General features: G+C 50.4%; 16 protein-coding genes, 1 tRNA gene and 1 other RNA gene. 12 read left to right on the top strand and 6 right to left on the bottom strand.

Annotated features, from left to right (window positions below):
• Nucleotides 1-154: 154 nt before the first annotated feature.
• Nucleotides 155-1,489: a tetratricopeptide repeat protein gene (locus L4174_RS16905; protein ID WP_248142742.1), complete on the top strand. Its 1,335-nt coding sequence runs from the start codon at nt 155-157 to the stop codon at nt 1,487-1,489.
• Between the two features lie 145 nt (nt 1,490-1,634).
• On the opposite strand, the gene L4174_RS16900 is transcribed toward L4174_RS16905, so the two are convergent.
• From L4174_RS16900 to L4174_RS16890, 3 genes are all read right to left on the bottom strand, one after another.
• Nucleotides 1,635-1,762: non-coding RNA, RtT sRNA (locus L4174_RS16900), on the bottom strand.
• 46 nt (nt 1,763-1,808) lie between these two features.
• Nucleotides 1,809-1,899, bottom strand: a tRNA-Ser gene (locus L4174_RS16895).
• A 124-nt stretch (nt 1,900-2,023) separates the two neighbouring features.
• Nucleotides 2,024-2,461 carry an NUDIX domain-containing protein gene (locus L4174_RS16890; protein ID WP_248142743.1) on the bottom strand — a complete coding sequence of 146 codons (438 nt, stop codon included), beginning with the start codon at nt 2,459-2,461 and terminating at the stop codon, nt 2,024-2,026.
• A 113-nt stretch (nt 2,462-2,574) separates the two neighbouring features.
• Between L4174_RS16890 and L4174_RS16885 the strand changes: the two genes are divergently transcribed.
• The 5 genes from L4174_RS16885 (at nt 2,575) to L4174_RS16865 (ending at nt 6,238) form a co-directional block, all read left to right on the top strand.
• Entirely contained in the window at nt 2,575-3,702 is a 1,128-nt protein-coding gene (locus tag L4174_RS16885) for a M14-type cytosolic carboxypeptidase (RefSeq protein WP_248142744.1), read from the top strand.
• A 271-nt stretch (nt 3,703-3,973) separates the two neighbouring features.
• Entirely contained in the window at nt 3,974-4,177 is a 204-nt protein-coding gene (locus L4174_RS16880; RefSeq protein WP_248142745.1) for a hypothetical protein, read from the top strand.
• Between the two features lie 190 nt (nt 4,178-4,367).
• A complete protein-coding gene (gene trxC / locus L4174_RS16875; RefSeq protein ID WP_248142746.1) occupies nt 4,368-4,802 on the top strand; it encodes a thioredoxin TrxC in 435 nt (144 codons plus the stop codon).
• A gap of 134 nt (nt 4,803-4,936) precedes the next feature.
• Entirely contained in the window at nt 4,937-5,791 is an 855-nt protein-coding gene (locus L4174_RS16870) for a hypothetical protein (protein ID WP_248142747.1), read from the top strand.
• Nucleotides 5,792-5,944: 153 nt separating this feature from the next.
• The gene (locus L4174_RS16865; RefSeq protein WP_248142748.1) at nt 5,945-6,238 is read left to right on the top strand and encodes a putative quinol monooxygenase; all 294 of its coding nucleotides are present in this window, start codon (nt 5,945-5,947) and stop codon (nt 6,236-6,238) included.
• A gap of 68 nt (nt 6,239-6,306) precedes the next feature.
• On the opposite strand, the gene L4174_RS16860 is transcribed toward L4174_RS16865, so the two are convergent.
• Nucleotides 6,307-8,301 carry a methyl-accepting chemotaxis protein gene (locus L4174_RS16860; RefSeq protein WP_248142749.1) on the bottom strand — a complete coding sequence of 665 codons (1,995 nt, stop codon included), beginning with the start codon at nt 8,299-8,301 and terminating at the stop codon, nt 6,307-6,309.
• Nucleotides 8,302-8,524: 223 nt separating this feature from the next.
• Complete coding sequence (locus L4174_RS16855; RefSeq protein WP_248142750.1) at nt 8,525-8,914, bottom strand: helix-turn-helix domain-containing protein; 390 nt, start codon at nt 8,912-8,914, stop codon at nt 8,525-8,527.
• Nucleotides 8,915-9,032: 118 nt separating this feature from the next.
• Here L4174_RS16855 and L4174_RS16850 point away from each other — a divergent pair, with 118 nt between their 5' ends.
• Nucleotides 9,033-9,617: an NAD(P)H-dependent oxidoreductase gene (locus L4174_RS16850; RefSeq protein ID WP_248142751.1), complete on the top strand. Its 585-nt coding sequence runs from the start codon at nt 9,033-9,035 to the stop codon at nt 9,615-9,617.
• Nucleotides 9,618-9,915: 298 nt separating this feature from the next.
• Nucleotides 9,916-10,533: a LysE family translocator gene (locus L4174_RS16845; RefSeq protein WP_248142752.1), complete on the top strand. Its 618-nt coding sequence runs from the start codon at nt 9,916-9,918 to the stop codon at nt 10,531-10,533.
• Nucleotides 10,534-11,026: 493 nt separating this feature from the next.
• Here L4174_RS16845 and L4174_RS16840 read toward each other — a convergent pair whose 3' ends face one another.
• Nucleotides 11,027-11,257, bottom strand: a complete 231-nt coding sequence (locus tag L4174_RS16840) for a hypothetical protein (RefSeq protein ID WP_248142753.1) — start codon at nt 11,255-11,257, stop codon at nt 11,027-11,029.
• Nucleotides 11,258-11,400: 143 nt separating this feature from the next.
• Here L4174_RS16840 and L4174_RS16835 point away from each other — a divergent pair, with 143 nt between their 5' ends.
• The 4 genes from L4174_RS16835 (at nt 11,401) to L4174_RS16820 (ending at nt 15,315) form a co-directional block, all read left to right on the top strand.
• On the top strand, nt 11,401-12,045 hold the full coding sequence (locus tag L4174_RS16835) for a MalM family protein (protein ID WP_248142754.1): 645 nt from the start codon (nt 11,401-11,403) through the stop codon (nt 12,043-12,045).
• Nucleotides 12,046-12,244: 199 nt separating this feature from the next.
• Nucleotides 12,245-12,667, top strand: coding sequence for a MarR family winged helix-turn-helix transcriptional regulator (locus tag L4174_RS16830; RefSeq protein ID WP_248142755.1), 423 nt, complete (start codon nt 12,245-12,247; stop codon nt 12,665-12,667).
• Between the two features lie 33 nt (nt 12,668-12,700).
• A complete protein-coding gene (locus L4174_RS16825) occupies nt 12,701-13,765 on the top strand; it encodes an HlyD family secretion protein (protein WP_248142756.1) in 1,065 nt (354 codons plus the stop codon).
• The gene (locus L4174_RS16820; RefSeq protein ID WP_248142757.1) at nt 13,762-15,315 is read left to right on the top strand and encodes a DHA2 family efflux MFS transporter permease subunit; all 1,554 of its coding nucleotides are present in this window, start codon (nt 13,762-13,764) and stop codon (nt 15,313-15,315) included. Before L4174_RS16825 ends, L4174_RS16820 begins: the two co-directional genes overlap by 4 nt.
• Nucleotides 15,316-15,363: the final 48 nt, after the last annotated feature.

Genomic DNA, 15,363 nt, shown 5'->3' with positions numbered 1-15,363 from the left:
AGTGATTCAGAGAAGAGCGGATCAGAGTCCGCACGTCAGTGTTCACTGATTTCAGACGGCATCTTCCCCGGCATCAACGGAAGAATCGATTTGCAATTGGCTACACTTAGGTGGGATTCGCACTACAAGCAGCAGTCCAGCCAGGGGGTCAGTTATGTTATCCGATCAGCAAGGTAACAACTTGTCAGGCGCGTCGGTAGAAGCGGTACAGCTCTATGACAGGGCTGTGACGACTTTCAACCTTTATCGCGGTGATCCTTTTCATTTATTAGACCGTGCCATTGAGCAAGCGCCATGTTTTGGGATGGCTTATATACTCAAAGCGTATCTGTGCGCGATGGCGACAGAGCCCAGCTCGATAAGTGCCGCTCAGGGAATGCTTGAAAAAGCACAGGCACTACCCGTCAATGAAAGAGAAAAATCCCATATCAATGCATTGAATCATTTGCTTAAAGGCAACTGGAGCAAGGCAGCCACCCTGTTAGATCACCATAATATCACCTACCCACGCGACCTGATTGGCTTGCAGATTGGCCATTTGATCGATTTCTATCGGGCAAATTCCAGAAACCTGCGTGACAGAATCGCGCGTGTGTTGCGTCAGTGGTCTCCTGAGATACCGGGTTACGCCATCCTGCTTGGCATGCACGCCTTTGGGTTAGAGGAATGTGGTCATTATGCGCAAGCAGAAGAATCCGGACGTCAGGCGATTGAGATGGAACCCCTTGATTGCTGGGCACACCATGCCGTGGCCCATGTCATGGAGATGCAGGGACGTGTCCAGGACGGCATCGGTTGGATGACGACCAGAGAGTCCTGCTGGTCTGGTGAAGATAACTTTTTCAAAGTCCATAATTGGTGGCACCTCGCACTTTATTATCTGGATCTGGGTCAGTTCGACACAGCGCTTGCACTCTATGACGGACCAGTTCGTGAGGATCGCAGCAGTGTTGCCCTGGACATGGTGGACGCCTCAGCACTGCTGTGGCGACTGGAATTATTGGGTTGCAAGGTGGGTAACCGCTGGCAGGAGCTGGCGAATCAGTGGGATCAACATGCGGATGGAAAACTGTACCCATTCAATGACTGGCATGCCGTGATGGCCTATTTGGGGGCTGGGCGAGATGCAGACGTAGAACGGCTCCTGACCCTCTTCCAGTCACAGAGTCGCTCGTCGAAGGAGGTCGCAATATGGGCTCATCAAATTGGATTGCCTCTGATGAAAGGATTTAAGGCGTTTTGGAATGGGGACTATCAAGCCGCTGCAGAGCAGCTCTACAGTGCGCGTTACATCTCGAATCGCTTCGGTGGCAGTCATGCTCAGCGCGATATCATCGATCTGACGTTGACAGAGGCAGCTCTACGAGGCGGTATGAGAAATCTTGCGCAAGCTCTCGCGAACGAACGCTTGGCATTAAAGCCTCACAGCGCCATGAATCTGAATTTTCTTTCCAGAGCTGCAATGGAGCAGAACTTAATGTCAGACTAACGTATTCGCCTCATGAAAATGATGGCTGCTCTTCAGGCAGTCATTCACGATACGGTACAAGCATCACCCATGGCGTTGATATCATGGCTCTGACGAAGATTCAGACGAAAAAAAACCGCTGATAGTTCAGCGGTTTCTTTGAATGTGGCGGAGAGATAGGGATTTATCGCTCGCAAGCTCGCGCCCCTTCGGGCGTTGCCTGAAGGCAACGTGGTCTCGCTACGCTCGGCTGAACCCAACCAGGCTTCTTCACCCTATCTCTGTGTGCCGAAGTTCAGACGAAAAAAAACCGCTGATAGTTCAGCGGTTTCTTTGAATGTGGCGGAGAGATAGGGATTTGAACCCTAGATACGCTATTAACGTATGCCGGTTTTCAAGACCGGTGCTTTCAACCACTCAGCCATCTCTCCGTGAGTGCGGCGAATAATACGTGGTGATGGCCCGGCTGTAAAGTAAAAAAAGTTCAAGTGCTCAATAAGCCATCAAAACCTGTTTCCACTGCTGTGAATCAAACCTTTTTGCTAGGAAAACAGGCTACTTATCCAGATCGGAAGCTACAAAACCCTGATAATGGCTCATGCCTTCCCGTATCAACTCACGCAAGGCAACCGGATAAAGCTGGTGTTCATCCAATGCGCGAATCTCCGCCCAGAAAAACTCCAGATGCGCTTCTTTGGAATCAATCTGCATGGCCTCACAAACCCCAGCCAGTTCAGCCTGAAAAACAAGTGCAATTTCTGCCTGCTGCTGACCACTTTCCAGCCAGTCATTTTCAGCCATGCCAATCAAAGAGCCAACTATGGCTTTCATCCCGGTCTCTTCTTCAATTTCTCTGGCCAGCGCTTTCGCAGCAGCTTCCCCCAGTTCAACATGCCCGCCGGGCAGAAAACTCATCCTGTCTCCAACCCGTCTGACCAAAAGTATCTTATCCTGCACCTGAATCAGTGCACGGGAAGAATAATGTAATGTCACCTTCTCACGCCTGTCATCTTGCTCTCTGTGTGCACAGCTTAACGGCTTGGCGAGAGACTGACTACAGACTTGCTATAGTTGTGCTATCCGTTTGCCCGATAAGGTTCAGTGTGATGAAAATTTTCAGTAACTTCGAAAGCGGCAATATCCGTATCGTAAAGGCCGAACAACCGGATGACATCCGGCTTCAGATCAACAAAGATAACCAGTCGGAGTTTTACCAGTGGTTTTACTTCCGTCTGGAAACGCAGGCACAAGTCGAACACAATTTTGCATTACTGGATTTAGCAAAATCGGCCTATCCGGAAGGCTGGAAAGACTACGATGTCGTTGCGTCATATGATCGGGAAGAATGGTTTCGTGTGCCGGCCCAATTTGATGGCGATACCCTGCGCTTTCAAGTGATGCCTGAACAGTGCTCCATGTATTTCGCGTACTTTGCGCCTTATTCCTGTGATCGGCACCAGGATCTGCTCCATCAGGCCCAGATGAACTACAACTGCACTCTGGAAACTCTGGGCAGCACTCTGGACTGCAACGACATCAGCCTGCTGACCATCGGCGAACCTGCGGATTCAAAAAAGAAAATCTGGATCATTGGACGCCAGCATCCGGGAGAGACAATGGCGTCATGGTTCATGGAAGGTCTGCTGCAACGCCTGCTGGACGAAACCGATACAGTCGGGCGCGCCCTGCTTGATGAGGCCGTCTTTTACATCGTGCCGAACATGAACCCGGACGGCAGCATTCGCGGCCATCTGAGGACCAATGCCGCTGGGATCAACCTGAATCGGGAATGGCAGTCGCCAAGTCTGGAGCAAAGCCCGGAAGTCTTCCTGGTACGCGAACGGATGCTACGGACAGGGGTTGATCTGTTTCTGGACATTCACGGGGATGAAGCCATTCCGTATAACTTCGTGGCAGGCTGTGAAGGAATTCCGTCTTACGATGAACGACATGCCCGGCTGGAAAACAACTTCAAACAAGCGCTGCTGACCATTACACCGGAATTTCAGGACGACTATGGTTATGACAAGGATGCTCCGGGACAGGCAAATCTGAGCATGGCAACCGCCTGGGTCGGGGAACAATTTCACTGTCTGGCATTCACGGTGGAAATGCCGTTCAAGGATCACAACCTTCAACCAGACGCCTTCTATGGCTGGTCACCGGAACGCAGCCTGGCTTTCGGTCAGGATGTTCTGGCCGCTATCCGGCCGGTCATGGCGCAGTTGCGCTGATATTGCAGGGTTCAGGACACCGAGGAGCCAGTTTCATCACTGGCTTCTTTTGATTCAGGCCGACGATTTATTCAGCACGATAATCACAGGCCCGAATTGCGGAAGATACTCCGAAATGATCATCTGTCAAAGCAGTATTTTATCCTGCAGGCGACTTCATCTCGCAAATACGCTTTTGCTCACAAAGCACGATTTATCTGCTTTGAAGCGAGGAGAAAGCTCTGATAAAGATATGCTTGATCTCGACGCATAGTGCTTTTAGGAGGTAATTGTGTCTATCAACTCACTTGATTTTTCTGACATGGCTGATGCCACTACCAAGTGGGATCAGCAAGACGAAACGGCGACCCCGGCAAAAGCTACAGGGAACAAACAACAACAAGCTGCTGCCCGCCGACGTATTGAAATGCTCCGTGACATCCGCGAATGCGGGCTAACCATCGAAGAAGCAAAAGAGCTGGGTCTGCTCCACTAAGCCCGGTATATACAAAGGTTATTTATCCTGAGCTTTACTCATCAAGGCTAATGTACTGAAAAGGCATTAGCCTGTGTTCGCCTTCTTTATCCATTGATTTCCCCGATTGCACAAATTGTTGCATACCTCTTTTCTGAACCGCCTAAAATCAGTACATTGAGTTTATCCCAGCAAACAATGGAAACTTACAATGTCAACAATTACGACCCGATGCCCGCATTGCCAAGGACTGAACCGTCTTCCGGTTGAACGCATTCATGACAAAGCAACCTGCGGAAACTGTAAAGAATCCCTGCTCGACGGCAAACCCGTTGATGCAACCTCAGAAAATTTCCAGGCTTTACTGCAAAGTGAGCAGCCTGTAGTCGTTGATTTTTGGGCCCCCTGGTGTAACCCATGTGTCGGATTCACACCAATCTTTGAAGACGTAGCCGCAGAACGCAAAGATCAGGTTCGTTTCGTCAGAATTGATACGGAAGCGCAGCAAGAGCTGGCCGTTCAGTACCGTATCCGCAGTATTCCGACCATCATGGTGTTCAGACAGGGTCAACTGGTCGATACCCTGAATGGCGCATTACCGAAATCTCGCTTTGACCAGTGGCTGAATCAGGCACTGACAAAATAATCCGCCTATGTGGCACGGGCTCAGACCCTGACCGTGCCACTTCTTACCCTCTGTAATTCTTCAAAAATTCCTGACCTTTCCTATACTAGAAAACAGCATAATAAGAATATGTTTCGTGTATTAGGGGTTACGGCATGCAAAGGCATCTTTCTCTTGTGCTCCGCACATTCTCTTGCGCACTTATCCTTTCAGGCTGCAGCAGCCTGCCCGCATCACTGGGCTTTGGCAGCCAGTACAGTATGTATCGCACCACACAGGACTTTATCTCAGAGAGTGAAAGCCGTGAAAATGGTGCAGTCGTCGACAAAGGCATGTATTACCCGAAAAGTGCCTACTCATATACCTATCGCTATTGCAGCAATACACCGGCACAAGCCCACGAAGACATTGCCCAGTATCAAAACATGGTCAAACAGGTCTGCAACGCCAATCACGGCCGGATGATTCATCTGGACTCCGGCTCCTGGTGTGTCGCCGATGCCAACACGAAAGATGAACGCCCCTACTTTTACGCCAGCATCAGCAGTACGGAACAATGGGCTGATCTCTGTCTGGATGGCCCTTTCATTACTCTGAAAGTGATTGAAAATAACGGCGCCCCTGACAATGAATGGTATCTGTCTGCTATCGCACTGGGTTATCTGCCCTTTTCAACCGATCGTCAGCTGATTGATCTCCCTCCTGAAACAGTCCTCCTGACCAATACCCGCAAAGCACCCGGCACCAATGGGACCTGGACTGAAGAGAGTGAACATATTTATACCAGTATCGGTGAACGGGTATGTCTGTACGAAAAACCAGACAGAAACAGTCTGGGCTATACCTACCGGGGGACCGTACAAAAGGCAGACAAAGGAAAAGTCAGAGTGCTGATTAAAGAAAAATTCAAAGGCGATATCCGTACAGCCCCTTACCTGGAGCCACTGGATTGGCACGAGGAAGCGTACATCACAGCAAGCGCCAGCGCATGGTTTGTGTGCTCGTCTTAGATTCCGTCTGAAACACAACTTGCCACCATCAGCTCCTGTGAACCATGAGGGCTTCAATCCGTTGCGAGAGCATAAGCATCAGGTTGAAACTCTCAGTTTTATCATGATATTTTCAGCGCTTGCCCCATTTTCATCACCCAAAACAGAGCGCCTATGTCGACAGAAAATACATTTGTCTTTGCAAAAATCACCCCTCATGAAACGTTCTTTGAATCAGCCAAACGAGCACTCCTCGGTATGCTGGATGCGACACGTCAGGAACCCGGCTGTATCCGGTTTGATATCCATACGTCTGAATGCGGAAGATATATTTATCTCTACGAGGAATGGATCAGTAAAAACGCACTGGAAAACCATCATCAGGAAGCACATACACAAGCTGTCGCTCAAAAATTTACACAATGGCTGGCAGCGCCGACCGAAGTCTCACGGATGAAAAAACTCTGAGCAGCAGCTACCTTCAAACACACAAAACCCGGCATTTGCCGGGCTTTGTCCATCTGCAGCACAATCTTTTAAACCGTAAATTTCTTCATGGCCTGATTCAGGTCCTCAACCTGAGATTTGATGGACTGCGATGTCTGATTTGCAACACTGCAGTTACCGGACACGTCATCGGCAGAAGATGACAGCTGGTGGACTAACTCAGCCACCGACTGAGACACATTGGACTGCTGCTCAGTGGCGACGGCGATATCACTCACCTTCTGCGACACCTCTTCCATATACCGGACCGTATCTTTCAGCATCTCGTTAGCGGTTGCCGTGTGTTCCGTTCCGACTTTGACCAGAGACTGACTCTGCTCAATCACTTTCACAACATGCTGAGTTGAAGACTGAATCGCATCCACGATTGCATTGATTTCAGTGGTCGACTCCGTTGTCCGCTGTGCCAGCAAACGCACTTCGTCTGCCACCACCGCAAAGCCGCGCCCCTGTTCACCGGCACGTGCAGCTTCAATGGCAGCATTCAGAGCCAGCAGGTTTGTCTGCTCCGCAACGCTCTGGATCACGTCCGTGACATGCTCAATCCGGTCACTGTCAGCGCTGAGCTGCAGCACCATATCACTAGCCTGCGCCACCAGCGTATTCAGTTCAGAAACTGTCTGGTGATTTCGCATCAATGCCGCTTCTCCGTTGGCCAGCAACGAAGCAGAATGTGCCAGATCATCCGACGCTGACTGAGTATTCTGAGCGGTTTCATGGGCCGTCGCCGTCATCTCTTCAATGGCAGTTGCGACCGAGCTGATCCGCGATGCCTGATCAGTCACTTCGCCCGCTATATCCGTATTTGTCACCAGCAGCTTATCCATGCTGGCATTCACAGCCTGCGCTTTATCCGAGACCCCGGTCACCAGCCCTGACAGCGATACAGACATCCGGTTCACAGAACCTATCAGGGTTGCGATTTCATCCGAACCCTTATTCTCCATGGCCCGGGAAGAAAAATCACCGTGGGAAATTTGTTCTGCACGCTCAACCACCCGGCCCAGCCGCGACCCAATATCCCGGCCAAGCCAGGTCCCGATCACCAGAGAACACAAGCTGGCAATCACACTGATCGCGATCAGCAACATTACGACTTTCTGGACACTGCTGCCGATGGCTTCTCCACTTTGTGCGGCAACAGCCTGCTGCTCACGCACGACCGCTTCAATTGTCTGTGCAAGCTGTTCTACCGCCAGCAGGGTTTCAGTTTCCATCAGATAATTGGCTTTATTCCAGTCCTGCGCCTGCCGCTGCATCACCACATCTGTCGCCATCGGCAAATATAAGTCCTGCATTTCTTTAAACAGCGACCACAGCCCTTGCTGACTCTCTGTCAGGCTTTCTTTTTTGCGTTCAATTTCTGAAACTGCGCGATTGTGCGAACGCATATATTCTTCGAACTTGTCCAGATTGTCCTGATTTGCATTGATGAGGAATGCCCGCAACTCACCCAAGCCATTCGACAGAGAAGTATAAGCGTCGGTAAACAGCTTCATCAGACGCTTGCGTGCTTCGCCTTCAGCGATGCTTTCTTCTTCGTTAATCATCCCCTGAAGTTGATCCAGCGCCACTTCAGCCAAAGGTGCAGCCTCAAATTGCAATTGATGGTGCGCAGGTAAGTTTTCAGGCTGATGACTGAGCTCAGCAACGGCAAGTTCGCTGGTTTTGAGCGCATCCCAGTCAGCTTTCACCTGATCAAACTGCGCCTGTGACACATGGCTCTGCAATCGAACCAGTTCTTCATCGACTTTGGCAAAAGCATCATCAAGCTGCTGCCGGTATTTAGCCTGCCTTGTTTCATCCGCTGCCAGCATATACGCCCGCAAACTGGATAACGAAAATTCGGCATTTTGCTGTAATGAGCGGCTGGCATCGACCGTCGGTAAATCCACACTCAGCAGCGAGCTGGCATGGTTTTCAACCTTGGTGATCTGAAGGTAAAGCAGGATGGCTGCCGCAAGAAACAAGGCAGTCAAAAATAAGAAGCTGACCCGAAGCTTCCTTGCAATGGAAAGTTTCATCAGTGATAAGTCCGTTTACATCTCGGTCAGACCAATATAATAACAGTGATATAAATTGTGAACACTTTGTCATCAAAGTATGAATTTTTTCACCATCCCCTGCGGTAAATGTCTAAAAATCACACGAACCATTCAATCTATTGAATATCTATGCCGCCATAAGTATTTATCAAGGTCTTTCGCCAGGCCTCTTAAGACCTACCCTGCTGCTCAGCAAGTCCCGTCAGGCACTCACCGCAACCGCCTTTACCTTCTCTCCAACATTGTATTTCTCAGACCAAAGCCGGATCTGCTCAAGAATATCCAGAGCCGAACGACCAAACTCGGTCAGCTCGTAACTGACAGCAATTGGCCGGTCACTGATCACTTTGCGGACCACCATGTCTTCACTTTCGAGTTCTTTTAACCGCTGATCGATCATTTTCTTACTCGCCCCGCCCAGCATCCGGGCCAGATCATTAAACCGGACAGGTCCATCTTTCAGATGATAAAGAATTGTGCCTTTCCACTTCCCCCCGATCAGCCGCATCCCTTTCTCGACAGAACAGGGCTCCTTACATTCGTTGAGCACAATTTTTCTGCCTTTAGTATCTGTTTTTACTGAACTTCCCATAGAAAACGCCTCCGAAACAACAAGGTTACTAAAAGTATACTGGTTGATTAAAGTCTCATGGTTACCATAATAAACCACAAATCACACTGATTACAGAGAACAAGCCAGGAGACGTGACATGAGCAATATTTTGATTATCAATGCCCATCAGGCCTATCCATTTTCAGAAGGAAGACTGAACCGGACGCTGATGGACCGTGCTGCCACTTTACTCACCGCAAAAGGCCACCAGACCCGCGTCGTGACCATGGAAAATGATTACGATGTACAACAGGAAGTTGAGAACCACAAATGGGCTGACATCATCATTCTGCAAACACCAGTCTTCTGGATGGGCGTACCGTGGATCTTTAAAAAGTACATGGATGAAGTCTATACCGCCGGAATGGACGGCTCACTCTGTACCGGCGACGGCCGTTCCTCGGCGGATCCGAAGAAAAATTACGGCACTGGCGGCACGGTTCAGGGGAAAAAATACATGTTGTCACTGACCTTCAATGCACCTGCAGAAGCATTCGGCAACCCGGATGAATATCTGTTTCAGGGCAAAAGTGTCGATGACCTGTTTTTCCCGATTCATATGAGTTTTCGTTTCTTTGGTATGACGCCACTGGAAACCTTTGTCTGTTACGACGTCCTGAAGAATCCGGACATTGAAAACGACCTGACACGTTTTGACGCTCACCTGGAACGTTGTTTCTGAAAGATCTGAATATTTCCATCACACAGCGGACCGGGGCACGATGTCCCGGTATATCTGGAATCAATCCTGTCAGCGCCAGTGAGCTTCTTTTACAAAGACTTGCCAGTCAGCCTTCTCATAGCATGAGCGAATGAATCGTTTACAAATTGATTGATAAAGCCGGATAACCTCAATATGCTCGGTTCATCACCAGCTCACGAAAAAGAATCACCCACTTCAACATCATCTTCTTTGTTGGAGACCGCTGTTTCTTCCCGAACGGGGCTCTGAACCCTGCATCTTGAGGCCACTTGACGATATGTTAGATTTCACCTTACTCAGCGCATTTATACCGACTTTTTTCTTTGTCTCCATTACGCCCGGCATGTGTATGACATTAGCAATGACACTGGGCATGAGTATTGGTGTCAAACGGACACTCTGGATGATGCTGGGCGAACTGGTGGGCGTGGCACTGGTCGCCATTGCCGCCGTTATGGGTGTCGCCACAGTGATGCTGAATTATCCGCAGCTTTTCCATCTGCTGAAGTGGATTGGCGGCGCTTATCTGATCTGGCTGGGTGTCAGCATGTGGCGGAATCGCGGAAAAATGTCAATGAATCTGGATGCTCCAACCGAAACCCAGCGCGGACAACTCATCTCTCAGGGATTTATCACTGCAATTGCAAATCCTAAAGGCTGGGCATTTATGATTTCTCTACTGCCACCTTTTATCAATATTGAACTCCCTGTTGCACCTCAGATGGCCGGTCTGCTGAGTATCATCCTGCTGACCGAGTTCATCGCGCTGATGGTCTATGCAAATGGCGGTCGGAGTTTACGGCTGTTCCTGAGCCGGGGAGACAATCTTCGCTTCATGAACCGAATTGCCGGCACACTCATGATGGGTGTGGGGCTCTGGCTCGCTTTGGGATAATAAAAAACTACCGCCAGGATAAAATGCCAGAAGAAAGCCCGGATTATTTATGCAATCACTGAGTCAATATTTTGACAACCCCTTGTAAGCATCTGAATAAAAATGCTAATTTCCGACGATTTTAGTAACACTTTTTTGCCATTACCCTGACTTTTGCGAGAGACATCACTTTAATTTAGTAAACAAATTGCATTACAATTCGTATATCGTCAAAAAAACACGACAATAAGGACTAAATCATGTGTTGCGATAAGCCGAATTTAATGAGGGTAAAGCGTGGTATCTGGCAACGGATTACCTGCAAAGCGGTCTACTTATGCAAAAGCTGCCATAAAAAAACCAAAGTCTGAAACGGTTCTGAATTTCTATTTTTCCTTTCTTTTCAACCTGTCTATGTGTAGCCCAAGGGAGTATCAACTCCCGTTGGTCGCTCAACTTTCAGACAACCACTGACAATAAAAGCAATATTCCGCACCCATTCGTCAAGATGACGTCACGATAAAGTCAGCTTTATGTCACCCCTTTTTTGATAGTGACCGAAGTCACAAATCCACGACAGGTCTGGCTGTAATCTGCTGATTATCAAAATAAAGAAAAATGAGAGCCAATCATGTGCTGCGACAATCCTCAAATTTACCGGATAAAACGAACGCTTTGGAGAAAGCTCACCTGCCGTGCCCTCTACAAATGCAGGAGCTGCCAACAAACGTTCAGGATTTAACATCGGGCTCCGGCGACAGCTTGCAAAAACCTCTGGAATGTCATCTGAAATGATGGCGTTCCCCGTTAAGCTTCAACGCTCAAATTATGCTCAGCCTCAGGCCAACTGCTATGTTTAAACATAAATCCAGATCAGCCTGAGGCGGTATGCGAATCCTTTCTTACCTCTTTCTGGTAATGACTTTGTCAGCTTGTTCGCTGACGGACAGCTTTTCTCCGGACACCGTAAACGGCGTCACTAACATCAGCGTTTCCCAGGCACGCCAGGACAGAGACCAACTGGCCACAGCAAAACGTTATTTCACGGAAGTCCGAAATCTGCCGTCCCTGCCCTGTTGCGATGAGCTGCCCGTTCTTTTCCGGCTGACTCATGAAGATGTCATTATTGAGCTTTCTTCCGGCCGCAGCTTTACCAAGCTTATCAAATTGAGTCCGGCCATCAGCCGACAGGACCTTCTTCTCACCAGCCTGGTCAGCCAGACGGTCTTTCCACCTCAGGTACAGCTTTATTCTGAAGATTTTCTGCTGATTGACAGTCTGACCGCATACCGCTATCAGCCTTTCAGCGTAGAGGAACCTGACAGGCTGGAACTGGAAATTCCGTTATCGCGCTACAGCACGCCCGTCCGCTATCTGCTGGTTTATACCAGTTCAAAAGCCATGAGGGACTACACCCCGTTGCTGGACGCGGAAGCTCAGTACGAGAGCCGGATCGGCATGGATGTTACCCCCCACCCCTGGTTTCTGGCGCCGCATGCTCCGACCGGCAGTCTGATTCTTCGTCGCCGCTGATCACAACATCTTAACCACACGAATCAAGGTCATACCTGTGATTGGCATGCAGAATCACTGTGTGCATTTTCAGCCCTGTTATACCCGGGACAGACTTCCCCAGAGCCATCCCCTGACGGATCAATTTTCTGCTCACGGATTGAAACATTTAGTAATATTTACACATAATACGCAATACTTACTATTTGAGGCTGAGCGGATGAACCCGAATACCCTTGGTTTTGTCATGACCGATCTGACCCGTCTGATGCGGAAACTCTTTAAAAAGCGTTTTAAAGATCAAGCATTAACAATGGTTCAGGCCCGGGCGCTTTACTATATCGCCCGGTTTCAGGGCATTCGGCAGGTTGAGCTGGCAGACATGCTGGAGATCAAACCCATCTCACTGGTCCGGCTGATTGATCTGCTGGTCGATGCCTCGCTGGTGGAGCGCCGTCAGGATCCCAAAGATCGTCGGGCCTACCAACTGTATCCGTCACCGACGGCACAACCAATTCTTGATGAAATCCTCCGCGTGATTCAGAGCATTCAGAAGGATGCGCTGGCCGGGCTATCCGAGAGTGAGATAACCACCGTAGCGACCGCCCTGCAGAAAATGCGCGATAACATGACCTCGCTGTAACCAGCCGCTATTGACCGAAAGTTGGAGACTTCCATGAGCAACATTTCCCAAACAGAACAACTCAGCCCGCCACCCAAACGTTCTAAAAAACGCTTTCTGCTGCTTGTTGTTGTACCTGCCATTGCATTGCTCGGCGGCAGTGTTCTCTATCTGAAAGGTGGCCGGTATGTCGAAACCGATAATGCCTATGTCAAAGCCGACAAAGTGCCGGTGAGCGCTGAAGTGTCCGGTCCGGTGCTGCAGGTCCTGGTCAGAGAAAACCAGTCGGTTACTGCCGGTCAGCCGCTTTTTCGCATTGATCCGGCTTCATTTGAAGTGTCGGTCGCGAAAGCTAAGGCGGATCTGGCACAGGTCCGAACGGATCTGGCTGCTCTGAAAGCCAGCTACAAAGAAAAGCAGGCAGAAATTGCTCTGGCCCGAACCAAGCTGGCTTTTGCTGAAAAAGAACTGAAGCGGCAGAAAAATCTGGCGGTGAAAAACTATGTTTCGACGTCCAACTTCGATCTGGCACAACAGTCAGTTGACCTCGCGAATCAGGAAATCAATACCCTGTCACTGGATCTGAAGCGCATTGCAGAGACCATGGGCGGCAGTCTCGAGACGCCGATCGAGTCTCATCCGAAATACATGGCAGCCCTCGCCCAGTTAAACCGTGCCACACTGGATCTGGCGCGTACAACGGTCAAAGCTTCAGTTGACGGAATTGTCGGCCAGCCGCCGAAACCGGGGCAATACCTGAACCCTGGCGTTACCGTCATGTCGCTGGTTGCCAGTACTTCTCCCTGGATTGAAGCCAACTTTACAGAAACCGATCTGACACATGTCAGACCCGGTCAGCAAGTCACCATCCATGTAGATACCTACCCGGACACCCGCTGGACCGGTACCGTCGACAGCCTCAGCCCGGCCACTGGCGCAGAGTTCTCGGTGATCCCGGCACAGAATGCGACGGGGAACTGGGTCAAGATCGCCCAGCGCGTTCCGGTGCGTATTTCCATCACGCCGGATGCAGACACCCCTGCACTGCGTGCCGGTCTGAGCACAGTGGTTGAAATTGATACCGAGTACCACCGTAAATTCCTCGGACTGTCTCTATGAGTCAGCACATCCAGACAGCATCTGCTGAGCCTGCCAACCGGGGGTTCATCACCCTTGCAGTGATGCTGGCAACCATTATGCAGGCGCTGGATACCACAATTGCCAACGTTGCCCTACCGCACATGCAGGGGGCAATGGGGGCAACGCAGGATCAAATCTCCTGGGTCCTGACCTCCTACATTGTGGCTGCCGCCATCTGTATGCCATTAACCGGTTTTCTGAGCGCCCAGCTGGGTCAGAAGCGTATTTTTCTGTGGTCGGTCGTCGGTTTTACCATCAGCTCAATGCTCTGCGGTGCCGCACAGTCGCTGGAGCAACTGGTGCTGTTCCGTCTGCTCCAGGGCGTGTTCGGGGCCAGCCTGGTCCCATTGTCGCAAGCTGTGTTGCTGGATACGTATCCGACCGAACAGCATGGTTCAGCAATGGCCATGTGGGGCGTTGGCGTCATGGTGGGGCCGATCCTCGGCCCGTCGCTGGGAGGCTGGCTGACCGAATACTACAACTGGCGCTGGGTGTTTTACATCAACCTGCCCTTTGGTCTGCTGGCCTGGTTCGGAATTGCCGCTTACGTGAAAGAAACGGCTATCGACAAATCCCGGAAATTTGACCTGTTCGGCTTCGCCATTCTCAGTCTGGCGATTGGTGCCTTACAGATGATGCTCGACCGCGGTGAATCACAGGGCTGGTTCGACAGCCCGGAAGTGATCATCGAAGCTATTCTGACCGGAAGCTGTTTCTACCTGTTCATCGCGCATATGTTCACCCATAAAGCGCCCTTTATCGAACCGGGATTATTCAGCGACAGTAACTTCCGGATTGGCCTGCTGTTTATCTTTATCATCGGCATCATTCTGCTTGCGACCATGGCCCTGCTACCGCCTTTCATGCAGAGTTTACTGGGTTATCCGGTCCTGGATGTCGGCTATCTGCTGGCCCCGCGCGGTGTCGGCACCATGATTGCGATGATCACGGTCGGCAAGCTTGCCGGCAGGGTTGATCCCAGGTACAAAATTTTCCTTGGCCTGATGCTGACCACCCTGTCGCTGTGGGAAACCACGCTGTTTGATCTCAATATCAGTGGCTGGGACATTGTCCGCACAGGTGTGATTCAGGGGCTGGGGCTGGGCTTTATTTTCGTGCCTCTCTCGACCATTACTTTTGCAACATTGGCGCCCAAATACCGTAGTGAGGGGACCGCCCTCTTCAGCCTAATGCGAAATATCGGCAGTAGTATTGGCATCTCGGTGGTGATCACTTACCTGTCCCAGCAGACACAAGCCAATCATGCCGCCTTCGCCGATTACATCACACCATTCAACTTTGCCCTGAATCAGGCCGTTGATGCCGGGATATACAATCTGTCGACACCACAGGGACTGATGTCCATCAATGGTGAAGTGACGAAGCAGGCAGCGTTACTGGCTTACTTGCAGGATTTCCGGCTGATGATGTGGGTCACTCTGGCTGCCGTGCCGCTGGTGTTTCTGCTCCGCACCCCGAAAAAACAACCGCAGACCGAGAAAGCGGGAACGGAAACCGTAATGGAATAAAGGCCCACCCAACAGCAAACACGCCCCGCAAGTCATTCATCTTGTGAG

This window comes from Photobacterium sp. CCB-ST2H9 (genome assembly GCF_023151555.2).
Taxonomy (GTDB): domain Bacteria; phylum Pseudomonadota; class Gammaproteobacteria; order Enterobacterales; family Vibrionaceae; genus Photobacterium.
This window is presented reverse-complemented; position numbering and strand designations above follow the sequence as displayed.